This is a genomic window from Pauljensenia sp. 20925_1_34, assembly GCF_041432775.1.
Lineage (GTDB): Bacteria > Actinomycetota > Actinomycetes > Actinomycetales > Actinomycetaceae > Pauljensenia.
Genome location: NZ_JAPWAG010000006.1, coordinates 1 through 24,868 on the forward strand (window position 1 = coordinate 1; position 24,868 = coordinate 24,868).

The 24,868-nt window shown below is 66.8% G+C and carries 20 protein-coding genes; 11 read left to right on the forward strand and 9 right to left on the reverse strand.

Annotation, left to right across the window (positions count from 1 at the left end):
• Positions 1-210: 210 nt before the first annotated feature.
• The 4 genes from O3669_RS03760 to gatC form a co-directional block, all read right to left on the reverse strand.
• The gene (locus O3669_RS03760; protein WP_009056909.1) at positions 211-1,638 is read right to left on the reverse strand and encodes an NAD-dependent malic enzyme; all 1,428 of its coding nucleotides are present in this window, start codon (positions 1,636-1,638) and stop codon (positions 211-213) included.
• A 237-nt stretch (positions 1,639-1,875) separates the two neighbouring features.
• On the reverse strand, positions 1,876-3,372 hold the full coding sequence (gene gatB / locus O3669_RS03765) for an Asp-tRNA(Asn)/Glu-tRNA(Gln) amidotransferase subunit GatB (protein WP_371523702.1): 1,497 nt from the start codon (positions 3,370-3,372) through the stop codon (positions 1,876-1,878).
• A complete protein-coding gene (gatA, locus tag O3669_RS03770; RefSeq protein WP_371523703.1) occupies positions 3,372-4,877 on the reverse strand; it encodes an Asp-tRNA(Asn)/Glu-tRNA(Gln) amidotransferase subunit GatA in 1,506 nt (501 codons plus the stop codon). The genes gatB and gatA overlap by 1 nt, the downstream gene beginning before the upstream one ends.
• A complete protein-coding gene (gene gatC, locus O3669_RS03775) occupies positions 4,877-5,173 on the reverse strand; it encodes an Asp-tRNA(Asn)/Glu-tRNA(Gln) amidotransferase subunit GatC (RefSeq protein ID WP_009056911.1) in 297 nt (98 codons plus the stop codon). Before gatC ends, gatA begins: the two co-directional genes overlap by 1 nt.
• A gap of 18 nt (positions 5,174-5,191) precedes the next feature.
• Here gatC and O3669_RS03780 point away from each other — a divergent pair, with 18 nt between their 5' ends.
• Positions 5,192-6,457 carry a phosphatidylserine/phosphatidylglycerophosphate/cardiolipin synthase family protein gene (locus O3669_RS03780; RefSeq protein ID WP_295967097.1) on the forward strand — a complete coding sequence of 422 codons (1,266 nt, stop codon included), beginning with the start codon at positions 5,192-5,194 and terminating at the stop codon, positions 6,455-6,457.
• 72 nt (positions 6,458-6,529) lie between these two features.
• On the opposite strand, the gene ligA is transcribed toward O3669_RS03780, so the two are convergent.
• The gene (gene ligA / locus O3669_RS03785; protein WP_371523704.1) at positions 6,530-8,863 is read right to left on the reverse strand and encodes an NAD-dependent DNA ligase LigA; all 2,334 of its coding nucleotides are present in this window, start codon (positions 8,861-8,863) and stop codon (positions 6,530-6,532) included.
• A 180-nt stretch (positions 8,864-9,043) separates the two neighbouring features.
• Between ligA and O3669_RS03790 the strand changes: the two genes are divergently transcribed.
• Positions 9,044-12,106, forward strand: coding sequence for an FtsK/SpoIIIE domain-containing protein (locus O3669_RS03790; RefSeq protein WP_371523705.1), 3,063 nt, complete (start codon positions 9,044-9,046; stop codon positions 12,104-12,106).
• A 149-nt stretch (positions 12,107-12,255) separates the two neighbouring features.
• Positions 12,256-12,507: a WhiB family transcriptional regulator gene (locus O3669_RS03795; RefSeq protein WP_009647677.1), complete on the forward strand. Its 252-nt coding sequence runs from the start codon at positions 12,256-12,258 to the stop codon at positions 12,505-12,507.
• A 79-nt stretch (positions 12,508-12,586) separates the two neighbouring features.
• On the opposite strand, the gene O3669_RS03800 is transcribed toward O3669_RS03795, so the two are convergent.
• On the reverse strand, positions 12,587-14,047 hold the full coding sequence (locus tag O3669_RS03800) for a sensor histidine kinase (protein WP_371523706.1): 1,461 nt from the start codon (positions 14,045-14,047) through the stop codon (positions 12,587-12,589).
• 98 nt (positions 14,048-14,145) lie between these two features.
• On the opposite strand from O3669_RS03800, the gene O3669_RS03805 reads away from it, so the two are divergent.
• The 6 genes from O3669_RS03805 to fumC all read left to right on the forward strand — a co-directional run bounded on the left by O3669_RS03805 (position 14,146) and on the right by fumC (position 19,377).
• Entirely contained in the window at positions 14,146-14,628 is a 483-nt protein-coding gene (locus O3669_RS03805) for a DUF2505 domain-containing protein (protein ID WP_371523707.1), read from the forward strand.
• Positions 14,629-14,712: 84 nt separating this feature from the next.
• On the forward strand, positions 14,713-15,138 hold the full coding sequence (locus tag O3669_RS03810) for an OsmC family protein (protein ID WP_371523708.1): 426 nt from the start codon (positions 14,713-14,715) through the stop codon (positions 15,136-15,138).
• A 1-nt stretch (position 15,139) separates the two neighbouring features.
• Positions 15,140-15,943, forward strand: coding sequence for a thymidylate synthase (locus O3669_RS03815; protein ID WP_371523710.1), 804 nt, complete (start codon positions 15,140-15,142; stop codon positions 15,941-15,943).
• Complete coding sequence (locus tag O3669_RS03820) at positions 15,940-16,473, forward strand: dihydrofolate reductase (RefSeq protein ID WP_371523711.1); 534 nt, start codon at positions 15,940-15,942, stop codon at positions 16,471-16,473. Before O3669_RS03815 ends, O3669_RS03820 begins: the two co-directional genes overlap by 4 nt.
• 82 nt (positions 16,474-16,555) lie before the next feature.
• Positions 16,556-17,890, forward strand: coding sequence for an MFS transporter (locus O3669_RS03825; protein ID WP_371523712.1), 1,335 nt, complete (start codon positions 16,556-16,558; stop codon positions 17,888-17,890).
• A 77-nt stretch (positions 17,891-17,967) separates the two neighbouring features.
• Entirely contained in the window at positions 17,968-19,377 is a 1,410-nt protein-coding gene (gene fumC, locus O3669_RS03830) for a class II fumarate hydratase (RefSeq protein ID WP_295969402.1), read from the forward strand.
• 58 nt (positions 19,378-19,435) lie between these two features.
• On the opposite strand, the gene O3669_RS03835 is transcribed toward fumC, so the two are convergent.
• Entirely contained in the window at positions 19,436-20,236 is an 801-nt protein-coding gene (locus O3669_RS03835; protein WP_371523714.1) for a sulfite exporter TauE/SafE family protein, read from the reverse strand.
• 131 nt (positions 20,237-20,367) lie between these two features.
• On the opposite strand from O3669_RS03835, the gene O3669_RS03840 reads away from it, so the two are divergent.
• On the forward strand, positions 20,368-20,919 hold the full coding sequence (locus O3669_RS03840; RefSeq protein WP_295966751.1) for an NAD(P)H-dependent oxidoreductase: 552 nt from the start codon (positions 20,368-20,370) through the stop codon (positions 20,917-20,919).
• Between the two features lie 77 nt (positions 20,920-20,996).
• On the opposite strand, the gene O3669_RS03845 is transcribed toward O3669_RS03840, so the two are convergent.
• Positions 20,997-21,314, reverse strand: coding sequence for a TfoX/Sxy family protein (locus O3669_RS03845; protein ID WP_371523715.1), 318 nt, complete (start codon positions 21,312-21,314; stop codon positions 20,997-20,999).
• Between the two features lie 243 nt (positions 21,315-21,557).
• On the opposite strand from O3669_RS03845, the gene O3669_RS03850 reads away from it, so the two are divergent.
• Entirely contained in the window at positions 21,558-22,562 is a 1,005-nt protein-coding gene (locus O3669_RS03850; RefSeq protein ID WP_371523717.1) for a hypothetical protein, read from the forward strand.
• A 118-nt stretch (positions 22,563-22,680) separates the two neighbouring features.
• Here O3669_RS03850 and O3669_RS03855 read toward each other — a convergent pair whose 3' ends face one another.
• Complete coding sequence (locus tag O3669_RS03855; RefSeq protein ID WP_371523718.1) at positions 22,681-24,777, reverse strand: hypothetical protein; 2,097 nt, start codon at positions 24,775-24,777, stop codon at positions 22,681-22,683.
• Between the last annotated feature and the right edge of the window lie 91 nt (positions 24,778-24,868).

Sequence of the window (24,868 nt, forward strand, 5' to 3'; positions counted from 1 at the left end):
GGCCCGCGGCGACAGGTGAATAATCTACCCACCCCCACACCCAAAGTCAAACCAAAACAACGTGACCCCCAACACACACAACAAAACCCAACAAACACAACGAAAACTCGGCCTCAACCGCACGCCCCAGCCCCGGCCTCGGGATAAAACGAGCGGGTCCAACCGCGCCTCACCAGCGCGATTGGACCCGCAAACGATCCGAAATGACTCTCAGTTCACATCCATGTCGGGCTGAACCGGGATATCCACGGTCGGAAGGTCGCGCACCGCGCGGCGCACGGCCTTGGAGACGGCGGGGGCAACACGCTTATCGAAGGCGCCGGGGATGATGTAGGAGGGCGAGAGCTCGTCCTCGTCAATGACGGACGCGATAGCCACAGCGGCAACGCGCAGAACTTCGGTCGTGATCTCCTTGACCTTGGCGTCCAGGAGGCCGCGGAACAGACCCGGGAAGGCCAGCACGTTGTTGATCTGGTTCGGGTAGTCGCTTCGTCCGGTGGCGACAACGGCCGCGTACTTGCCGGCGCCGATCGGGTCAACCTCGGGTGTGGGGTTGGCCAGCGCGAAGACGATGGCGTTCTCGGCCATGGTCTCGATGTCGGAGGGCTCAAGGATGTTGCCGGACGAGACGCCGATGAAGACGTCGGCACCCTTGAGGACTTCCTTAAGGGAGCCGTGGACGTGGCGCGGGTTGGTCGCCTCAGCGAGGGCCTTGCGGGAGGGGTGCATGCCCTCGGTGGCGTCGCCGGACAGCGCGCCGTCGCGACCGCAGCCGATGATGTCGCGCGCGCCCTGGGCGAGCAGCAGGCGGATGATCGCGTTGCCGGCCGCGCCGACGCCGGAGACGACGATGCGCACGTCTTCGATCTTCTTGCCCACGATCTTCAGGGCGTTGATGAGCGCGGAGAGCACGACGATGGCGGTGCCGTGCTGGTCGTCGTGGAAGACCGGGATGTCGAGCTCGGAGCGCAGGCGCTCTTCGATTTCGAAGCAGCGGGGCGCGGAGATGTCCTCGAGGTTGATGCCGCCGTACGCGGGGGCAATCGCCTTAACGATGGAGATGATCTCCTCGGTGTCCTTGGTGTCCAGGACGACGGGCCACGCGTCGACGCCGCCGAATTCCTTGAACAGGACGGCCTTGCCCTCCATGACGGGCAGGGCGGCCTCGGGACCGATGTCGCCCAGGCCCAGGACGGCGGTGCCATCGGAGACGACGGCGACCGTGTTGGCCTTCATGGTCAGCAGGTGCGCCTTCTGGGGCATGTCGTGGATCGCGGTGCACACGCGGGCGACGCCGGGGGTGTAGGCGCGCGAGAGGTCGTCGCGGTTGCGCAGCGGCACCTTGGAGTGGATTTCCACCTTGCCGCCGATGTGGCTCATGAAGGTCTGGTCGGAGACCGAGTCGGCGACCACGCCGGGCAGCGCGTTGATCGCGTCGCGCACCTCGCGGCGGTGTTCGGAGTCGCGCATGTCGCAGGTGAGGTCGATGATGATGCGCCCGCGGTCGGAGTCGGCCACGTCCAGGCCCTTGATCTCCGCTCCGGTTGCGGAGACTACGTCGACGATGGACGCAATCGAGGTGGTCTTCTCGTCCACCTCGATACGGTAGGAGGCGGTGTACGACGGCGAAGTGCGCATGTCTATCCTTTCGTTGGGCGCTCGGCCAGGCGGCCTGGCTGTCCTCTGTCGTTCATCCTAGGGAAGTTTGGCATGGTGCCGGTAGGGGAAGGTCACAACGTGGACATGAGAGAACGCTCATGGACGAGGCCGGGGCATCGTTCCGCTTGCCCCTGCACCGGGTGGGTGGGTAGTCGGGATATGCGGGAGGGGCCGGGATCGCGTTCGATCCCGGCCCCTCCCGTGTCAGCAATAACCTCAGGCGCCGACCATCTCCATGATCAGCTCGCGCACGCGGGCGGCGTCAGCCTGCCCGCGGGTGGCCTTCATGACCGCGCCGACGAGGGCGCCAGCCGCCTGGACCTTGCCGCCCTTGATCTTGGCGACGATGTCGGGGTTGGCGTCCAGTGCCTCCTGAACGGCCGCCGTGAGCGCACCGTCGTCGGAGACGACCTCGAGGCCTCGGGCCTCGACGACCTGCGTCGGGTCGCCTTCGCCCGCGAGGACGCCCTCGAGGGCCTGGCGCGCCAGTTTGTCGTTGATGCGACCCGCATCGATGAGACCCTGCAGCTCGGCGACCTGAGCGGGGCTGACCCCGGCCTCGTCGAGAGAAACCTCGCGCTCCTTGGCGCGGCGCGAGATCTCGCCCATCCACCACTTGCGGGCGGAGGCGGGATCGCAGCCCGCGGCCACGGTGGCCTCGATGAGCTCGAGGGCGCCGGCGTTGATGACGTCGCGCATCTCCATGTCCGCGTAGCCCCACTCGGCGCGCAGGCGGCGGCGCTTGGCGACGGGCAGCTCGGGCAGCGAGGCGCGCAGCTCCTCCACCCATTCACGATCCGGGCGGATCGGAACCAGGTCGGGCTCGGGGAAGTAGCGGTAGTCCTCGGAATCCGACTTCTCACGGCCGGACGACGTCGAGCCGTCCTCCTCGTGGTAGTGACGGGTCTCCTGCAGGATCGTGCCGCCCTCGGACAGGATCTGGGCCTGGCGCGCCATCTCGTAGCGCACGGCCGAGGCGATGCCGCGGAAGGAGTTCACGTTCTTCGTCTCGGTGCGCGTGCCCAGCGGGGAGTCCGGCGTGGGGCGCAGCGACACGTTGATGTCGGCGCGCACGTTGCCGCGCTCCATGCGGGCCTCGGAAACGTCGAGGGCACGGAAAATGTCGCGCAGGGCCTGCACGTAGGCGGCGGCCACCTCGGGCGCACGCTCACCGGCGCCCTCGATCGGACGGGTCACGATCTCCACGAGCGGCACGCCCGCACGGTTGTAGTCCACGAGCGAGTGGTCCGCGCCCTGGATGCGACCGTCAGCGCCACCGATGTGCGTGTTCTTGCCCGCGTCCTCCTCCATGTGCGCGCGCTCGATCTGCACGCGGAACATGGTGCCGTCCTCGAGCTCGACGTCCACGTAGCCGTCTGCCGCGATCGGCTCGTCGGACTGAGAGGTCTGGAAGGCCTTCGTCAGGTCCGGGTAGAAGTAGTTCTTACGCGCGAAACGGCAGTACTCCGCAATCTCGCAGTTCAGGGCCAGGCCGATCTTGATCGCGTACTCGACGGCCTTGTGGTTGACGACCGGCAGGGAGCCGGGCAGACCCAGCGACACGGGGGTCACGAAGGTGTTCGGGTCGCCGCCAAACGCGTTGGGGGCCGCGTCGAACATCTTGGTCTTTGTGCCCAGCTCGACGTGCACCTCAATGCCGAGAACCGGGTCGAAGCGGCGCGCCGCCTCGTCGTAATCCATGAGCTCAGTCATCACTTTTCCTCCCAGTTAGCTGCGGGGCACTGACCCGCGACGTCGTCGCTGAGGGCTTCCACGAGGGACGCCACCTTGTACATGACCAGGTCGCCGCGCGCGGGGGCCAGCACCTGGAAGCCGATGGGCAGGCCCTGCGAGGACACGCCGTTCGGGATGTTCATACCGGGGATGCCCGCCAGGTTCGCGGGGATCGTGGCGACGTCGTAGAGGTACATGGCCAGCGGGTCGGAGGTCTTCTCACCGAACTTGAAGGCCGTCTCGGGGGCCGTGGGCGACACGAGGACGTCGACCTGCTCGAACACCGCATCGAAGTCGCGCTGGATGAGCGTGCGCACCTTCTGGGCGCTGCCGTAGTAGGCGTCGTAGTAGCCGGCCGAGAGCACGTGCGTGCCCAGGATGATGCGGCGCTTGACCTCGTCGCCGAAGCCGGCCTCGCGGGTGGCGGCCATGACGCGCTCGGCGGTCACGGGGCCCTCGGTGGGTTCGACGCGGATGCCGTAGCGCATGCCGTCGAAGCGGGCCAGGTTCGAGGAGACCTCGGCGGGCATGATCAGGTAGTAGGCGCCCAGCGAGTACTCCAGGTGCGGGCAGGAAACCTCGACGATCTCAGCACCGGCCTCGCGCAGCTTCTCGACGGTGGCGTTGAAGGCGTCGATGACGTCCTGCTGGTAGCCCTCGCCGCTCAGCTCCTTGACGATGCCGACCTTCAGGCCCTTCATGGAACCTTCCGCGGCGACGGACTCGACGGCCTCGGTGAGCGCGGGAACCGGCTCGTTGAGGGAGGTCGAATCGTTGGGGTCGTAGCCGCCGATCAGCTCGGTCAGGGCGGCCGCGTCGGCGACCGTGCGGGTGACGGGGCCGATCTGGTCCAGGGACGAGGCCATGGCTACCAGGCCGAAACGCGACACCGCGCCGTAGGTGGGCTTGGCGCCGACCGTGCCGGTCACGAACGCGGGCTGGCGGATCGAGCCGCCCGTGTCGGAACCGACGGCCAGGGGCACCATGTAGGCCGCAACAGCCGCGGCCGAGCCACCGCCGGAGCCGCCGGGGATGCGCTCGGTGTCCCAGGGGTTCTTGGTCGCGCCGAAAGCGGAGTGCTCGGTGGACGAACCCATGGCGAACTCGTCCATGTTGGTCTTGCCGACGATGGGCAGGCCGGCTTCCTTGATCTTGGCGGTGACGGTCGCGTCGTAGGGAGGCTCCCAGTCGCCCAGGATCTTCGAGGCGCAGGTGGTGCGCAGGCCGCGCGTCACCACGTTGTCCTTCACGGCGATCGGCACACCCGCCAGGCGGTGCAGGGTCTCCCCCGCCGCGCGGCGCGCGTCCACGTCGGCCGCGGTCGCCAGGGCGCCCTCGCGGTCGACGGTGATGAAGGCGTTGACGCGGTCGTCGATGGCGTCGATGCGGTCCAGGCACGCCTGGGTCAGCTCCACGGAGGTGATCTGGCCGGCGGCCAGCATGTCGGCCAGCTCCAGGGCGCTCTTCTTCAGCAGCTCGTTCATCAGTCCTCCCCCAGGATCTGCGGAACCAGGAACATGCCGTCCTGTGCGGCGGGCGCCTGGGCCAGGACCTCGTCGCGGTCCACGGTCTGTCCCACCACGTCCTCGCGCCACACGTTGGTCAGCGGAATCGGGTGGGAGGTTGCGGGAACCTCGGGCGTGGCAACCTCGGACACCTTGGAGACGGCGTCGGCGATTGCGTCGAGTTCACCCGCGAAGCGCGTGATTTCCTCGTCGGTCAATGCGATATGGGCCAGACCCGCGACGCGGGCGACCTCGTCAGTACTAATGCGTGACATGTGTGGCATCCTACCCGTATGGCTTTTTCGCAGCGACGCCAACTCACCAGGCAGACGTGGTCGATCGTCAAAAAAGCGGGAATTGCGCTTGTCGCCGCCCAGGCGGCTGCTGTCGTCACCGTCCACGCGATCGACCGCATGCGCACCGCCCGTATCCCCGGTGGCGTGCACGGTTTCCCCACTCTGCCTCCCGCTGACACGCAGATCGGCAACACGGTGGCGCGCACGTACACGGAGGGAACTTCCCTGTACGCGGACATGCTGGAGGCCATCGAAGGGGCGACGCATCACATTTATTTCGAGACGTTCATTTGGCGCTCTGACTACTGGGGGAAGCGGTTCAAGAATGCGCTGCTCGCGGCCGCTAAGCGCGGTGTCGAGGTGTTTTGCGTGTGGGACGGTTTCGGCGTCCTGAACCAGGATCCGCGTTTCTACGAGTTCCCGGACATGCCGAACTTGCATGTGCGCAAGTTCCCGACGCTGCGTTCCGGTTTCTTTACGTTCAATATCCGCCGCACGGGCCAGGATCACCGCAAGATCCTGGTGGTGGACGGCGAGGTGGGTTTCGTGGGCGGCTATAACATCGGCGATCCGTTTGCGTACGAGTGGCGTGACACGCACGTGCGCATCACGGGCGAGGCCGTGTGGGAGCTGGAAAACGGTTTCGTGGATTTTTGGAACCATTTCCGCCCGGCGGATTCGCCGGTTCTACCCGATCAGGGGGCACGCGCGTGGAGCGCGGACGTGACCGCGCAGTTCAACCTGCCTCATTCGCTGCTGTATCCGATTCGCGGCATGTACATTGACGCGATCGAGCGCGCGACGGATCGCGTGCTGATCACGACGGCGTATTTCATCCCGGATCACGAGGTCTTGGCTTCCCTGATCGCGGCCGCGCGCCGAGGTGTGCGCGTGCAGGTGTTGATCCCGGAGTTTTCGAATCACATCATGGCTGACTGGGTGGCGCGCCCCTACTACGGCGAGCTGCTGCGCGAGGGCGTGGAGATCTGGCTCTACCGTCACGCGATGGTCCACTCGAAGACGATGACGGTGGACGGGCGCTGGTCGACGATCGGTACGGCGAACATCGATCACCTCTCGATGCGGGGCAATTACGAGGTCTGCCTGCAGTTCTTCTCGCGCCCGCTCGCCGCGCGCATGGAGGAGATTTTCGCGAACGACCTGACGACGGCACGCCGCCTGACGATCGACGAGTGGGACAAGCGCTCGACCCTCACCCGCGTCGGCGAGGTGCTCCTGGGCCCCTTCGAGCCCCTCGTCTGAGCCCCGGCCTCGTCACAGGCCGACGGCCAGGCCTTCCTCACGTCACAGGCCGACGGCCAGGCCTTCCTCACGTCACAGGCCGACGGCTGGCAGGCCTCCCTCGAGGAGGTCGGCGAATTGCTGCTCGGTAATGACGGGGACGCCCAGCTCTTTGGCTTTCTTTTCCTTGGAACCCGCGCCCGGGCCGGCGACGACGAGCGAGGTCTTCTTCGAGACCGAACCCGCCGCCTTGCCGCCGCGCGACGTAATCGCTTCCTTGGCGCCCTCGCGGTCGTATCCGGGCATCGCGCCCGACACGACGATGGTCAGACCCGCGAGCACGTCCGAGGCCGGTTCGGGCGCTTCGTCGGCCATGCGCACGCCCGCGCGCGCCCACGCCTCCAGCACCTCCAGGTGCCAGTCGACCGTGAACCAGTCACGCAGGGAGCGGCCGATTTCCTCGCCCACGCCCTCGACGGCGGAAAGCTCCTCGACCGAGGCGGCGCGCAGAGCATCCATCGTCAGGAACTTCTCTGCCAGCGCGCGGGCCGCGGTGGGGCCGACGTGGCGGATGGACAGGGCGACGAGGACGCGCGCGAGGGGCTGGCTCTTGGCCTTGTCCAGCTCGGCGAGCATCTTTTCGGTGCCCTTGGACGCGCTGGGCTCGATGGGCTCGAAGACGGTCTGCCCGCGCAGCTTGCGGGGCTTGTAGGCCTTCGTCCAGAAGTAGCGGACCTGCTTCCAGTCCCCGGTTTCCTCGCCCTTCTTCTTGACGGGCTTCCACACCATGACGTCGCGCAGATCCTCGGCGCGCAGGTCGAAGAGCGCGGCCTCCGTGCGCAGGGCGGGGGCCTGCGCGGCGGGCAGGAGTTCCTCGGCGCGGGTGATCTGCTCGCCGTGGGGCAGCTCGCGGCCGCCCTCCAGGGTGAGGACGGTGCCGTCCTCCAGGGTGACGCTGTGGCCGGCAACCAGGGCGGCCGCCACCTCATCGCGGTCGTTTTCGGGCTGAGTCATAGCCAGGGCGGACTCGTCGCCGAGGCCCTCCACATCCAGGGCGCTTCTGGCGCCCACGTGGGCGAGACGCTCGGTGATCTGCGCGGGGCACGCGCCCTTATTGGGGCATCGCAGGTCGACGTCGCCTTCCTTCTCCTGGACGAGCGACGTCCCGCAGGAGGGGCACTGCTCGGGCATCACGAAGGGACGCTCGGAGCCGTTGCGCGCGTCCTCGACGGGGGCGACGATCTCGGGGATGACGTCGCCGGCCTTGCGCAACACGACGAGGTCGCCGATAAGCACGCCCTTGCGGGCGACCTCCTGGGCGTTGTGCAGGGTCGCGCGCGCGACGTTCGAGCCCGCGACCAGCACGGATTCCATGACGCCATACGGGGTCACGCGGCCGGTGCGCCCCACCTGCACCCGGATGTCGAGCAGGCGCGTGTGCACCTCCTCGGGCGGGAACTTGTAGGCGGCCGCCCAGCGCGGCGTGCGCGAGGTCGAGCCGAGGGAACGCTGCAGGTCCAGGTCGTTGATCTTGACGACGACGCCGTCGATCTCGTGGACGAGGCCGTGGCGGTCCGCGCCGATCTCGGCGATCCGCTCTTCGATAGCCTTCCGGCCTGTGAGCAGGCGAGTGTAGGGCGAGACGGGCAGGCCCCAGTCGCGCAGCTGCTCGTACCAGCCCATCTGGGTGGTCGGCTCGGTAAAGTCCTCCCCGGCCTCGACGAAGCCGATGCCGTGGGCGACCATCGCGAGGGGGCGCTTGGCGGTCTCAGCCGGGTCTTTTTGGCGCAGGGAACCGGCGGCTGCGTTGCGCGCGTTGACGAAGGTCTTTTCTCCGGCCTCGACGCGAGCCTCGTTGAAGGCGGCGAAGTCAGCGACCGGGAAGTAGACCTCGCCGCGAACCTCAACGCGTGCGGGGACGGTGCCAGTCAGGGTCTGCGGGATCGAGGCGATGGTTCGCGCGTTGGCGGTGACGTCTTCGCCGACGTAGCCGTCACCTCGGGTGGCGGCGCGCACGAGGCGGCCGTTCTCGTACAGGAGGTTGATGGACAGGCCGTCGACCTTGACCTCGGTCGTCATCTCGGGGTCGTCGATGCCGGTGGCCTCGGCCATGCGGGTCTCCCACCCGGCGAGCTCCTCGAGGGAGAACACGTCGTCGAGGGACATCATCTGGGCGAGGTGGCGCACCTCGGAGAACCCGGAGTCGACACTGCCGCCCACGCTCATCGTGGGTGAGTCGGCGCCGCGCAGCTGCGGGTAGCGCTCCTCGATCTCTTCGACCTCGCGGTACATGCGGTCGTAGTCCGCGTCCGAAAGGGTCGGCGAATCACGGTCGTAGTAGGCGGCGCGGGCCTCGTTGATGCGGTCAACGAGGCCGTTGTAGGTCTCGCGTGTCGTCTCGAACGTGTCGTCATGCATGGGGTCCATTCTTGCATTTCGCGGCTTGCTCGGTCAGGGCGCGGGACAGCCACGAGCCCCGCGGGTGGCGTTATCCACACCCTGGCCCGCCCCTGCCGGTTATCCACAGGCCAGGAGTATGTCGCACCGCTATCCACAGGGGGCACCCCACCGCTTGAACGAGCGCGGGCACGGCGTGATCGTGGATGCATGAGCACCATCGGATGTCTGGCACGCGCAGCACTGCGCACCGACCTGCACCTGGCGTGCGTCGACGGACCCGACGTCGGCCTCGTCCTGGCCCCGGGTCCCCTCGGCCGCGCCGGCGACGTGCCCCTGTCGTGCGCCAGCGTCGCGCGCGAGCACGCCGAGTTTTCCACGCACGCCGGGCGGGCGCGCCTGCGTACGTCGCCGGGCGCCCCCTCGATCCGGGTGCGCACGAGAGCGCGCCGGTGGGCTCGCCTGCGGCCGCGCCAACGCCTCGGACCGGGCAGGCGCCTGCGCCTGGGCGAGGACGTCCTCGAAGTGAGGCCACGGCCTCGCACACTGGACTGGCCGGGCTGTGATCGACGAGGCCGTCGCGGCCTTTCCCGATCCTCTCTCCTACGCGGGGCGCCGCTGATTTCCGTGGCCGTCATGGTCTCGCTCATGGCCTGGCGTCTGCGCTCGGTCGCGGTGCCCCCGGCGCTGTGGTGGACGCTGGGCGCCACCCTGGGCGTGCTCGTGAGCGTCTGCGTAATCTGGGCGGTTCGGCGCGCGCTCGTGCGCCGACGCGGCTGGGACGGATCGGCCCTGGCTCTGGTCCTCGCCTCGCTGCCAAGCTCGGGCACCGCCCCTCGCTCGTGCCGCGCGGCGGTCTGGCCGGGACGGGCCACGAGGCTCAGTCGGCGCGTCACACTCGGCGTTCCCGCCTCCAGCGCGCAGGAGGGGGACGCCTCCTCGATCGGCATCGTCGGCGAGCATGGTGCCGAGTGTGCGCTGTGGTGCGCGGGGCAGGTGGCCGCCCAAGTGGGCGGGGCGCGCGTCTGGTGGGGATCTCACGCGCCCGTCCTGGTGGGCTTTGAGGCCGTGGACATCCACGTCAGCGACAGGGAGGACTGTCCCTACTGCGCGGTGCGCGGCGCGAAGGAGTGCGCCACCGGCGTGCTTCACATTGGCTACGCGCGCAGCGTCGCCGAGCTGCCCTCGTGGTGCGCCCGCGTGTGCGTCACCGACGAGTGCCCGGTCTCGGCTCTGTGGTGGTGGACCGTGTGCCGCACGAACGCGTCAGACGCGCTACCCACGCGCGTGGACTGGGAGCCCAGCAGCGCCCGAGCCGAGACGGGGACGCTCGGCGTCGTCGTCGGGCAATCGGCGCAAGGCCCCGTGTGCCTCGACCTGGTATCGGACGGCCCGCACGCCCTGGTCGCCGGCTGCACGGGGTCGGGTAAGTCGGAAGCTCTCCTGGGATGGCTGGCATCGATCGCGCACTGCTATTGCCCGGACCGCGTGCGTTTCATCCTCATCGACTACAAGGGCGGCTCTACCTTCGCCCGCCTGGCGCACCTGCCCCACACGCAGGCACTGCTCAGCGATCTGGACGCCGGGGCCACCTCCCGCGCGCTCGAGGGGATCTCCTCGCTCCTGCGCCGGCGCGAGGCCGAGCTCGCCGAGCTCGGGTTGCCCGACTTGGCTGCCTGGGAGCGCGCCCACGACCTCGAGCCCGACAGCGTGCCCCCGCCCCCGCCTCGTCTCGTCGTCGCGATCGACGAGTTCCGCGTCCTGGCCGACACCCACCCGGGCGCGATGGACGTCCTGATGCGACTGGCCGCCCAGGGACGCAGCCTGGGCCTGCACCTGATCGCCGCAACCCAGCGCCCCTCGGGCGCGATCAACGCGACCATGCGTGCCAACATGGATATCCGCCTGGCCCTGCGCTGCGTCAGCGGCGCCGACTCCACGGATATTCTCGGAGACGCCCGGGCCTCGTCGCTGCCGCGAGTGCCGGGCCGGGCCGTCCTAGCGGACGTGGGCGAGTTGCAGCTGTCCTACATGCCCGACGTCGTCTCTGTCGTCGCCGATTGCGCGCGGCGTTGGCCGCTCTCCTCCGCCGAGCCGCTGTGGGCGCCCGCGCTGCCCGCATCCCTGTCGTGGAGCGACATCGACGAGGCCGTGGTCCCTGCGCTCGGTCTGCCTACGTCGAGCGTTGGCGGGGTCGACCTGGGAAACAGGGAGAGACGTCCCGCGGTCGCACTCGGGATGATCGAAGGCATCGAGGCCCACACTCCCCTGCTGTGGGACGGGGGTAGCATCCAGATCCAGACCAGCGCCCACGAGGCCACCCAGGCAGCGCGGTGGGCGCGCTCGATCGCTACCAGGATCGCCCGGGCGACCGGTCTTCCCCTGCACGTCATCGGCGAGGCCACCCCCGGCGCTTTAACGATGCTTTCCCCCAGGGACGTGGGGGCCATCGACCTGCTCGAAAATGTCTGCGAGCACGGCCCGGCTGTACTGGCGCTGACAGACGTGCCCGCACTGCGCTCGGCCCTGGCCCAGTCGCTCTCGCTTCCCCAGGCCGAGGAGCTGTGGTCCTCGCTGCTGGCTCGGGCCACGCGCGCCGGCGTCATCATCGTCGCGGCCTTCTCGGGACGTTTTTCGTCCTCTTCCTCGGCCATGGGTGCTTTCTCGATGCGCCTCGTGCGCGCCCGGGACGTCGACGAAGCTCTGCACGCAGGGATCCTTCCGAGCGAGGTGCGCGCGCTCGAGGACGGCCAGGCGCTCCTGGCGCGCCCCGGCGAGCCCACCGCCCTGGCCTGCGTTCCCCTCGACCCGCCCCCGGGTGCTGCGCTCCCCCGGCGCGAGGAGGACACGAAGGGCCTGTGGCGAATCCCCTCCTGCGACGAGGCCGCCGCGTTGGTCAGTAATGGTTCCTCGCCGGCCCTCATTGGCCCGGAGATGACACCGGTGCGCTGGGAACAGGACATACCCTGGGTCGTCATCGGGACGCAGTCCGACGCCGACATCCTCGCCGAGCTCCACGACGTCGCAGGCTGGGCTCCCCCCACAATTTCCGAGATTATTCCCGAGTCCGCATGGACCAGAATCGCAAGGCGCGACGGACACCGCATGCTCGCACTCAACCCTTCGGACAACGTCATTCGGGCCCTCATGCGTGTATGCCACAAGTACCCCCTATCAATTTGCGCACACCCGTGGAATCCCTCGCGCGGGCTGATCTGCGAAGGTGATACCCTAACAACTATCCAACTGACCGGCGGGTCAGTTAACACCTAAGTCCCAGCTTTTTCGCTCACCGTGACTAGGCACATAGTGCGTCCCCGCATTATTTGTCCAGACATCTTGCGCGAGCACCCCAGCTGGCGGACACTGGCAGACGAAAAAACAAAATCCCTACGACGCACGGTAACGCAAGGAGCACACTCATGGATTGGCGCAGCAAGGCAGCATGCCTGACAGTTGACCCCGAACTTTTCTTCCCCATCGGAAACACGGGTCCCGCCATCAGCCAGGTTGCCGAGGCCAAGGCCGTGTGCCGCGAATGTGACGTCAAGGGCATCTGCCTGCAGTGGGCCATCGACAACAACCAGGACTCCGGCGTGTGGGGCGGCATGAGCGAAGAGGAACGCCGTTCCCTCAAGCGCCGCGCTGCGCGCGCACGCCGCGCCGGCTGCTGACCACACCCACCCACCACGAAGGCCGGGAATCCACGAAGGATCCCCGGCCTCGTTCATGCCTTCCAGGGGCCGACTCGCCTCAGGCGGGATCAAGGTTAATGAGCAGCGTGACGAGCGTGCCACCGCCCTCGCGAGGCGCCCACTCGATAGATCCCCTGAGCTCGCCGCGCACCATCTGGTGAACGATCTGAGTTCCCAGGCCACTCATGGGCGTCCCCGGCACGAAGCCAACGCCGTCGTCCGCGACCGTGACCTTCATGGACAGGTTATCGCGCTGCGCACACACTTCAATGCGGCCGTCGCGGTCGGCCAGGCCATGCTCGACCGAGTTCGCGACCAGCTCGTTGAGGACCGTCGCCAGGGCCTGAGCCTGGTCGGCCGAAATGGTGCCGAAAGTGCCAGTCGTGATGACCTCGACGGCGTGGTCGGTGGACGCGATCGCGCCGGCCATGCGCACGATCGTGCGGGCGACCTCGTCAAAGTCGACGGATTCGTCGACGTTTTGGGACAGGGCGGCATGCACGGTCGCGATGGCCTGCACGCGTCGCTCGGCCTCGGCCAAGGCGACCTTGACGGCGTCCTCGTCGGAACGGCGCGACTGAAGGCGCAGCAGCGCAGAGACGGTCTGCAAGTTGTTCTTGACGCGGTGGTGGATCTCGCGGATCGTCGCGTCCTTCGTCATGAGCTCCTGCTCGTGGCGGCGAACCTCGGACACATCGCGCAGGAGGATGACGGCGCCCAGGCGCTTGCGCCCGTTTTGGAGCGGCAACGCGCGCATCGAAATGGTGGAAGCGCGCGCCGCGATCTCGACGCGCCAGGAGGCCCGGCCCATGACGACGACGGCCATCGATTCTTCGATGAAACTGCCCTCGCCGATCACGTCGGTGACTTCCTGAGCCAGGACCTTTCCCTTGACGTCGTGGCGGATGCCCAGGCGAGCCAGGCAGGACACCGCGTTGGGGGTGACCTGCAAGACGCGGCCCTCGGCGTCGAGCAGGAGCGCGCCGTCCAGGACGCGGGGCACGCCGTGAGCGGTGACCTGCGGTGTGGAGTCGTAGGGGTATTCGCCGCGCGCGATCATCTGGCACAGTGTGTCGGCCGCGGCGATGGTCCACGCCTCGAAGCCCAGGGACAGACGGGGGCTGGACAGGTTCTCCTCGCGGGTGACGACGGCGATGACGCGCCCGTCATGGTAGACGGGCACGCAGGTTTCCATCATCGAGTAGGTGCCGGCCCAGCGGGCGGCGGACGCACGCACGACCTGGCCGGTTTGGATGGCGCGACGCAGGTCGACTTCGCGGGCGGCGGGCAGGTGCAGGCCGATGATGTCGTCGACGTGGACGGTCGTGGACGTGGCGGGGCGGCAGTGGTTGGCGGCGATGAATCTGCCGTCGTCTGTGGCCAGCCACAGAACCAGGTCGGCGGCCGCCAGGTCGGCCAGCACCTGCCAGTCCGCAAGGAGCAGGTGCAGCCAATCAATATCCTTCTCCGACAGCGGTGTCGAAGAGGCTTCTTCAGCTAACTGCATGAGGCTACGCATGGCTCTACTCTAGTGGGAGCGGGGCCACAAAGGCGGTCCTTAGTTGTAAATGAGCGCCGGGCCACGATTCGGCGGCAGTTTCCACGAGAAGGAGAATCATGGAATTCACGCAGTCTGTTTCCTATCCGGGCACGGTCGAGGAGGTCGTCGCCATGTACCTGACCCCCGACTACCAGCAGCGACGCTTCGGGTCCTTCGTCGTCGAGGGCAGCGAGTCGGTGGCCGTGGAGGGCGAGCGCATCACGTTCTCGGGCACTGCGCGCCCCGAGCTGCTTCCCGCCGCCGCGTCGCGCTTTGTCAAGGGCGCGCTGCACATCTCTTTCACCGAGGAGTGGACGAGGGACGAGGCCGGGGCTCGTTCTCGCACACGCGTGACTGTGGACGGTGCGCCGGTATCCGTCGAGGCCACGTCCACGCTGGCTCCGGCCGATGCGGGAAGTGTTCGTGTCGTGACCGGCAACGTGTCGGTGCGCGTGCCGCTGCTGGGCGGTCGCATTGAGAAGGAGGCTGTGGCTCACCTGGGCCGCGTCGTCGAGCACGAGCGCGAGCTGGCCGCTTCCTGGCTGGCCGAGCACCGCTGAGTCTTTATCTTCGCTGAGGGATGAACACCGCCCACCCGGCGCTTTGGCTGGGCGGGCGGTGCCCGTAAGCGCGACAATGGTCCTATGAGTGATACCCCTAAGTCTCTGTATCTGCAGCGTACGGGCGTGCGCGAGTACGTCGCCCGCAACCAGGATGGCGCCGAGGTTCTGGTCGGGCACGGCCCGGGCCGCTTCTCCCCCGGCGACCTGCTCAAGCTCGCGATCGCGGGCTGCAACGCGATGAGCTCGGACGCGCGCATGGCGGCTCGCCTCGGCGAAGATTTCGAGCAGTTCGTTGGTGTCTCCGGCGACTACGACCAGGACAACGATCGCTTCACGCACGTGGACGTCGAGTTGGTGCAGGACATGTCAGCCCTGTCCGACGAGGAGATCGCGGACCTGCTGCGCCGTGCCGAAGCCTCGATCAAGCGCAATTGCACGATCGAGCACTCGGTCGTCGACCAGGCGCTGCCGGCCTCGCACACGTGGACGAACGAGCGGATCAACTGACGTGAGCGCCGTCGACCGCCAGTACGAGGACCTGCTGGCGCGCATTATGCGTGAGGGCACCCCCAAGGGTGACCGCACCGGCACGGGCACGCGCTCGATCTTCGGGGCGCAGCTGCGCTACGACCTGTCCAAGGGCTTCCCGCTGATCACAACGAAGCGTGTGCACCTCAAGTCGGTGGTCGGCGAACTCCTCTGGTTCCTGTCGGGGTCCTCGAACGTGTCCTGGCTCCAGGAGCACGGCATCCGCATCTGGAACGAGTGGGCGGACGAGGACGGCGAGCTGGGCCCGGTGTACGGCGTCCAGTGGCGTTCGTGGAACGCCGGGGACGGTCGCCATATCGACCAGATTTCCCAGGTCCTCGATACGCTGAAGACGAACCCGGATTCGCGCCGCATGGTGGTGTCCGCGTGGAACGTCGGCGACCTGCCGCAGATGGCGCTCGAGCCCTGCCACGCGTTCTTCCAGCTGTACGTGGCCGATGGCCGCTTGTCGCTGCAGCTCTACCAGCGCAGCGCTGACATGTTCCTGGGGGTTCCCTTCAACATCGCGTCCTACTCGCTGCTCACCCACATGTTCGCCCAGCAGGCGGGCCTGGAAGTCGGTGACTTCGTGTGGAGCGGCGGGGACTGCCACATCTACTCCAACCACACCGAGCAGGTGACCGAGCAACTGAGCCGTGAGCCCTACCCGTTCCCGCGCCTGGAGCTGACGAAGGCTCCCTCGATGTTCGAGTACTCCTTCGATGACATTTCGGTGACGGACTACCAGCATCACCCCACGATCAAGGCACCGGTCGCCGTATGACGAAGCTCGCGGCGATCTGGGCGCAGGATAGCAACGGGATTCTCGGGTCGGGCACGGCCATGTCGTGGCATGTCCCGGCGGATTTCCGCCACTTCAAGGACTCCACGATGGGCTGCCCGATCATCATGGGTCGGCGCTCGTGGGAGGCCCTGGGCAAGGCGTTGCCGGGCCGCACGAACATCGTGATCACGCGTACGCCCGGGTACGAGGCCGCCGGCGCGCTCGTCGTCTCCTCGGTCGAGGAGGCCCTAGAGGTTGCGCGCGAGGAAACAGCGCGCACTCAGGCCCCCTACATCTGGATCACGGGCGGGGCCCAAGTCTACGCGCAGACTCTGCCTCTCCTGGACGAGGCCGTGGTGACCGACCTGGAGCTGGACGTGGCCGCGAGCGCCCCCGAGGGGTCGACCTTCGTGTACGCGCCGCCGCTGGATCCGGCGCTGTGGCGCCGGGACGAGTCGCGCTCCGATAGCGAGTGGCGTGAACGCTCGGGCGACGCCCGCTGGAGGGTGAGTACCTGGGTGCAGCGTTAACTCTTACCGCACCTCTGTGTTATTCGACAACTGTCTGGGGAGGCCCCGCGCGTCGCGCGGGGCCTTCGTCGTAGGATGCACTGTGCCCTCATCACCTTTGCTGACGAATCCGACCCTGCGCGCGCTCGTGGCGATCGCGCTGTTTACGTACACGGCGCAGAACATGCTCAACGTGTCGATTGCGCCCCTGTCGCGTGCGCTCGAGCTGCCCGAGTGGATCGTGGGTGCGGCGGTGTCCCTGGCGGCCGCCGCGGTGACGGCGCTCAGCCAGTTCTGGGGGCGCCGCTCCATCGCCTGGGGGCGCAGGCGCGTCATCCTGCTGGCTCTTTTCTTAGCGCTCACGGCGGGCACGCTCTTTTCGGCGGCCGTGTGGGCGCGGGCGGCCGGCTCCATCGGCGCTTTCCTGGCGGCGGGTGCCATCATGGCGGCGCGCGGCCCCTTCTTCGGCGCGGCCGTCGCGGCGATCCCGCCGACCGGACAGGCCCTGGTCGCCGAGGTCACCCCGGACGAGGCCTCGCGCGTGCGCGGCACGTCCGCGTTCTCCGGCGCGATCAACCTGTCCGTCATGGTGGGTTCCCTCGTCTCGTCGGCGCTGGGCGCGTGGTGGATTTTCGGGCCCGTGCATGCGACCCCGATCTTCGTCCTCGTCGCGCTGGGAATCGCCCTCATCTGGCTGCCCCGCGACGGAGCATCCACCCGCACAAGGAGGCGCCTACCCCGCCTGACCGGTGAGGACACGGAACCCGAAGAGGCGGCCCCGGCCTCGTCGGTTGAGGGAGCGGGGAACGGCGCGAGCGCGGCGACCACGGACGGTGAGCTGCCCCCGCGCGTGCGATGGACCGACCGGCGCATCGCCCCGTGGATCGCTTCGGTGTTCGGCATCTACTTCGCCAATGGCGTCGTTCAGATCACGATGGGCTTTCTCGTGCAGGACCGCGGCGGGCTCGAGCCCGCGCCCGCCGTCTCGATCACGGCCCTCATGCTGCTGGCCAACGCGGCGGGCGCCATGCTCATGCAGCTGATCGTCGTGCCACGCCTGGGATGGGGGCCTCGCGCCCTGCTGCGCGCGGGCATGACGCTCGCCCTTATTGCCCTCACGTGCCTGACCCTCGCGCCGACGCTGTGGGCGGTCGCGGCCTCGACCTTCGCGATGGGCGTCGCCTCGGGCATGGCCTCCCCCGGCTACTCAGCCGGCGCGTCCCTGGCGGTGAACGCGCGCGAGCAGGGCGGCATCGCCGGCGTCATCAACGCGACCGGCGCGATCACGTGGATCGTCGCGCCCGTGAGCGCCACGGCCCTGTACGGGTGGATGCCCCTGTCACCCTTCCTCCTCGCGCTGTCTCTCGTCGCACTGTCGTGTTCGTGCGCGTGGTTGCTCCTGCGCAGGCTGGACGTCGCGTCCCGTGCGCGAGACTAGGACGAGTGCCCCACGCCTCACAGCGCGCTCGGCGCTATCCTAGGTGGGTACGTAAGCCCTACGCGAAGGAGCCACCTGTGGCACAAGAAACCCGTACCGAAACCGACTCGATGGGCGCCGTTGAGGTCCCCGCGAACCGCTACTGGGGCGCTCAGACTGAGCGTTCGCTGCACAACTTCGACATTGGACGCAACACCTTCGTGTGGGGTCGCCCGATGGTGCGCGCCCTCGGCATCCTGAAGAAGTCCGCGGCCCTGGCCAACGCCGAGCTGGGCGAGCTGCCCGCCGACATCGCGAACTACATCGCGCAGGCAGGCGACGAGGTCATCTCCGGCAAGCTCGACGACAACTTCCCGCTGGTCGTCTTCCAGACCGGCTCGGGCACGCAGTCGAACATGAACGCTAACGAGGTCATTTCCAACCGCGCGATCGAGCTCGCGGGCGGCACCATGGGCACCAAGTCCCCCGTGCACCCCAACGACCACGTGAACCGCGGCCAGTCCTCGAACGACACCTTCCCCACCGCCATGCACATCGCGGTCGTCTCCGAGCTGCACGACATGTACCCGCGCGTGCGCCAGCTGCGCGACACCCTGGACAAGAAGGCCAAGGAGTTCGACGACGTCATCATGGTGGGCCGCACCCACCTGCAGGACGCGACCCCGATCCGCCTGGGCCAGGTCATCTCCGGCTGGGTTGCTCAGATTGACTTCGCCCTCGACGGCATCGAGTACGCCGACACCCGTGCACGCGAGCTGGCCATCGGTGGCACCGCCGTGGGCACCGGCCTGAACGCTCACCCGAAGTTCGGTGAGCTCACCGCGAAGAAGATCTCCGAGGAGACGGGCATCGAGTTCAAGCAGGCCGACAACCTGTTCGCCGCCCTGGGCGCGCACGACGCGCTGGTGCTGGTCTCGGGTGCGCTGCGCGTCCTGGCCGACGCCCTCATGAAGATCGCGAACGACGTGCGCTGGTACGCCTCCGGCCCGCGTAACGGCATCGGCGAGCTGATCATCCCCGAGAACGAGCCGGGCTCGTCCATCATGCCGGGCAAGGTCAACCCGACCCAGTGCGAGGCCATGACGATGGTCGCCACGCAGGTCTTCGGCAACGACGCGACGGTCGGCTTCGCCGGCTCGCAGGGCAACTTCCAGCTCAACGTCTTCAAGCCCGTCATGGCGTGGAACGTCCTGGAGTCCATCCGCCTGCTCGGCGACGCCTGCGTGTCCTTCGATACGCACTGCGCGTACGGCATCGAGCCGAACTACGAGAAGATCCAGCACAACCTGGACATCAACCTCATGCAGGTCACGGCCCTGAACCGCCACATCGGCTACGACAAGGCTTCGAAGATCGCGAAGAACGCGCATCACAAGGGCCTGTCGCTGCGCGAGTCCGCCCTCGAGCTGGGCTTCCTGACCGCCGAGGAGTTCGACGCGTGGGTCGTTCCCGCCGACATGACGCACCCCAGCGCCGCCGACGAGTGATCCGCTCGTCGCGCTGACGTTTCGGCCCCGGTCTCGTATGAGGCCGGGGCCGGTTCGTTCAGCCTTGAGCGCGCGCCTTGCGCCGCATCCGCGCGATCGTGGAGGCGATGATGGACAGCAGGAAGATGTTGAACAGGATGGCTCCCACGGTTGGGGACACCCACGTGGCCATGAGGCGTCCGAGGGGCGCGAGGGCCGCGGCGGAGGCCCCGACGATAAGTCCGACGCGCAGGTCGACCATGCGGTGACGCAGGTTGGTGACCGTGCCGGCGATGCCGGTGGGAATCATGACGAGCAGGGACGTGCCGCGCGCGATCAGGTCGCCAGCGCCGACGGCAAGCTCCATGCCGGGCACGATGACGGATCCGCCGCCCACGCCGACCAGACCGGAGAGGATGCCCGCGCACAGGCCCACGAGGACCGTCCATGCGCACGAGGCTGGTGTCAGGGTGACGACGCCGTCGCGCGTGGGGACGTGCAGGTATTGGGAGACGATGACAAAGACCGTGAATCCGATGAGGATCCAGGGCAGGACGGGCGCGGGGAGGCGCCGCAGGAGCCACACGCCGATCTGGGAGCCCGCGAGCGCGCCGACGACGAGGAGGGCGGCGCCCGCCCAGGAGACCTCGCCGTGCAGGGCGTAGGTGCCCGACCCGACGGCGGCGGTGACGATGATGGCGGCAAGCGAGGTGGCAGAGGCGCGGCGCTGGTCCATGCGCAGGACGGCCATGAGCGCGGGGACGATGACGAGCCCTCCGCCCACCCCGAAGAGTCCGGACAGGAATCCTGCCCCAATGCCGGTGGCGATGACGAGGAGGATGCGGCGCAGTGTCAGGGGCTGGGTGTCTGTGTCGGGCATGTCTCCACTGTAGTCTCCTCCACGTCCCCCTCCTGAGACGTGTCTTCACCGGGCGCGAAACCTGCCCTCTCGCCCTGTTCGTCGCTGGGTCGCCGGGGATAGACTGCCCGCATCAACGAAAGGATGCCGCAATGACTAACGTTCTGATTGTGTCGGGTCACCCGCGCCTCGGAGATGATTCGCTCGCGAATAAGACCATCGTGGAGGAGCTGACTTCCCTTATTCCGGGCGCTGTGGTCGACCAGCTCGACGAGCTCTACCCCGACTACCGCATTGACGTCGCGGCTGAGCAGGCGAAGTTGGCCGCCGCTGACGTGATCGTCCTGCAGTATCCGCTGTGGTGGTACGGCTGGCCGTCGCTCCTGCAAAAGTGGGTGGAGGACGTGTTCGTGCGCGGTTTCAGCCACGGGTCTACGGGAACGGCTCTGCACGGTAAGAAGCTGGTCGTGTCGGTGACGACAGGCGCCGACGAGTCCTACTACTCCGCACAGCCGGGCGGTTTCGACCGCTTCCTGGCTCCCGCGATGGCGACGAGCGCGCTGGTGGGCCTGGAGTTCGTGGGAAGCCTGCCCCTGTACGGCGTCTCGTACGCGAATCGCACGGACGAGGCCGCTCGCGCTGAGATGGTGACGCGTTCGCGCGATCACGCGGCGCGCGTCGCGGAGCTGGTGGCGAAGCTGTAGGCTCACTCCCGCGCGTATCCAACGAACCCGGCCCCGGCCTCGTCCATCCATCCATCGACGAGGCCCGGGCCGGGCACCTACTTCTTCTTTCTTTTCTTCGGTGCGGGCAGTTCCTGCCACATCGCGTCGACGACGTCCTGCAACGTGTCGCGGTCCTCCACCTCGACGAGGAGCATCTCCTTCGCTCCCTCGTAGGGGATGGCGCGCGGGGCGCCGGACAGGAGCCGATCGGAGGCAGGCGTGACCTTGAGCAGGAAGCGGTCGTCGTAGATGCCGCCCACGACCTTGCCCCGATAGTAGAGGACGTATTCGCCCATCATCTTGCGGTGCTCCACGTCGTCCAGCTCACCCAGAAGGTCGAGCACGAACTCCAGGTATTGGTTGGTGGATGCCATCGTTCATCCTCGCTTTCTCGCTCAACGCCACGCTCGCCTGACCCTGCGCTGCATTGAGTGGCCTTCCTCTATTGTGGCGTATGAGAACAGTGTAGGAGCCTGTGAGCGGTCCCGGTGACCGCGTTCGTTCATTGATCAACGAGGCCGGGGCCGGGATTGGAAGCAGGGCGGGCTAGTATCTCCGTGATTCTAGGGTCTTGAGAGGCTGGACCTCGCGCCTGAGAGCTCCGTTAGGATGGGGGCATGGCAGATAAGCGTGACCCGCACGGGATTGTTAACTTCTTCGTCCGGTACCTGGTTCTCCATGTGATCTTCCTGGTCGGACTCCCGGTCTCCTATGCCATGGACCTGGCACTCATCTACTTCTTTGGTTTCATGGGCTTCTTCACCTTCTTCCAAGTGCTGATAGCCATCACCCGAAAGTTCCTCGAGAAGGCCGGATCGTGGAACATTGTCGCGATCGTGGGGGCCGTATTCTCCGACGTGGCGGTCCTGTGGTGGCTGGGAGGGATAGTCTCGGGTTTTTTCGTGGACTCCAACTGGGAACTCGTGACTGCGTGGCTGCCCTACCACTTCGTCGCTGCTTTCTTCGCGTGGGGACTCCGCGAGTTCTTCTACTGGTTGAGCCCGCGAGATACTGCTACGCCCAGCGCCCCTGTCGATGCCGTTGATCCGGCTGTTACGGAGAACCCCACCAGCTCCGAAGACGCAGATGGAGGAATGACAAAATCGAGGGACCCACGAGGCATCATGACGTTCATCGTCCGATACCTGGTCCTCCACGTGATCTTCCTGGCCGGATTCCCGGTCTCCTATGCCATGGGCATGCATCTCATGTACTTCTATGGCTTCATGGGCATCTTCACCTTCTTCCAGGTGTTGATAGCCATCACCCGAAAGTTCCTCGAGAAGGCCGGATGGTGGAAGCCTGTCGCCATCATGGGGGCCGTATTCTCCGACATGGCGGCCCTGTGGTTCGTGGAAGTTCTGCTGGGTTATTATTTCGGCGTCCCCAGCTGGGGGTTCGCGACCCGGTGGTTGCACTACCACTTCATCGCTGCCTTGTGCGCGTGGGGACTCCGCGAGATCTTCCGCTGGTTGAGCCCACGAGACACTGCGACGCCCAGCGCCTCTGACACTGCCGCCGATCCGGCTGAAACCGAGAACCTCAGCGAATCCGGAGACACAGAGGAAGACACCCCGACGGACGCAACCGCGGTCACCGAAGTCGACACCGACAAGCAGTAGGCCGTTTTCTCGGGAGCGGCTTCGTCCACTCCCCACCGCCAGGCAGGAGGCACAACCCAGCCCCGGCCTCGTCAATCCTTGAATGGACGAGGCCGGGGCCGAGTTGCATCTGAACGATTCAGTTGGTCTTCGTGTTCGTCAGGTGACGACCGATATAGCCGATGTAAACCTTGTGGGTCTTTTTTGTGTCCGCGTAGTAGTACATGCGTGGGGCGTTGCGGTCGTGGTGGGTGGGCGCGAAGTGGGTCCACATCGTGATCTCGCCGCTCGGGTCAACGATCATCGGCACTGGGAACACACGCTCACGACGCCAGCGCGAATTCCCTTTGACGGTGTCGCTCTCGTTGGACTTATGACGGTGCGGTGAACACGTGCGGTAGCCGTCGGGTGCCGCTTTGAGAAAGTCGTACACGTTACCATTCGCGAAATCACCGGCCTCCCGCGCACGCAAATAGTCGCGCAAGACCAGTATGTAGCGCCAAAAATCCTCCGCGTAGTTTCGCACGCTCAACTCGTCAAGCCGGAGCATCTCCTCCATCATCGCGTCCGGATCACCGAAGACAACGTGTTGGCGCACCTGCTCATGCTCCGCATCACTCGTCATCCAGTCGTAGAGTTCAACCATGTCTGCCGGTGGCCGGTCGAGCATATCTTCCGAGTATCGGTCGTCGGATTCGCGCTGATCTGGATGCGTAGCCTTCCACGCGAGATGACGGTTCTTTTGCTCCAACTCGCGAATCTCCTCGTTCGCATATAGGAGTCTGATCTCCATATCATCCTTATGCGACGTCAGATCTTCCACTTCGGACCTGAGGTCCGCGAGCTTACGCTCACTCTCCTGCGCCGCCTCAGCGAGGAGTTCCTGTGCGGCTTCTGTTTCCGCACGCGCATGATCACGTTCTCCCTCAAGTTCGATGCACCTGGCGGTCTTCTCCTCCAGTCTCTTCTTCAGCTGCGCGACGGCTCGTTCACGGTCCTCACGCACGCGCGGGTTCGCAAACTCGAGCACGTGCCCGATGAGTCCCCGCAGCTGATCGCTCCAACCAGATCGGGCCGCAGCGGGCTTTGTGCCGCAACGACGAACAAGGCCGACGTTGGGTAGGACACGACGCTTGGATGTGCGGGGCTTTCGCCCATTGTGTGTCAGAAGCGCTCTTGGCTGTGCGGCCCCAACCTCCTGGCGTGGGACTTCCTCACCTGCTTCTTTGCTGCGTGTTTCTTTATCGCACGCTTCCTCCAGGGGGTGGAAGGTTGGAATTGAGGCCCTGCGCTGGTCGAGTACCTTGTGGGCCTGGAGGAGTTCCTTGTCCAGCCCGTTGTCCCACAGGTACTCGCGCGGTGTTCTCGCGATCGTGCGTGCCAGCGCCGGGTGGAAACGTCCCTGCTCCTCGTCGTAGCCACGCAGGAGGGTCGCCGCGGTCAGGACCCTGTGCCGACGCGCATCGATCAGGTCTCCCGGCTGCACGCCCGGCAGGAACGTACGCAGGCTCCCTTGCGGCATGCCAAGCCCCTCACCGATCTTTGCGAGGTAGCCGGCATACACCTGCGGTGTCAGCAAGAAATAGGTGGCGCAGCCCAGTGAGTCACCCGTCAGCGGGGCCAGAATCTGGTGCCACCGGCTTTCCTGCTTCAGAGCTTCCGGTGTATCGCCGTCGGTCAGCGGCGCAGCTACGACCACCGAGGTTCGCCTGCGCGGATCACGGATCCAGCCGATGAGTTCCTCCACCTGGTTGGCGTCGTTGATTGGCTGGAGGGCATCCGACAGCGGCATGTCCCGGTCAAAGACTCCGCCCTCACGGATGAGATCACACACCACTCGTGGAGGTTTCGCGTCCCATTTCCCGTCGCGTGGTGGGACCACCTCCACCCAGATAACCTGCCGATACGCCGACTCCTTCGTGGCGCTCATCGCGTACAGGCGCATCACCCAGTGCTCGCCGTCCTGAGTGCGTTCCACTGTTTCAAAGAGCTGTCGGCTGTAGTGCTTGTCGGCAGAAGTCTCCCTCGTCTTCGTTACGACGAGGTCCATGTGTTGCCCTCGCGATGATAGAAGAGTGCCGAATCGGTAGACGCCCTCGTCGTTACATGCGGCTTGCTCACCCGCCTCCCACAGCGAATACTTGTCGTGCAGCCACTCATGGAAAAGCCGATCAGCGACGCGCAGCGCATCCTCCCGCTCACCTAGCTCCAAGACCGCTCGGTACCCACGTGCCATAATTCGCTCCCCCCTTGGGCGTCAATAGACGGAATACTTCTGCCAGCTTACGCCTACAGAACAACCGTCACATTCGAACCAGGGTCGTGCT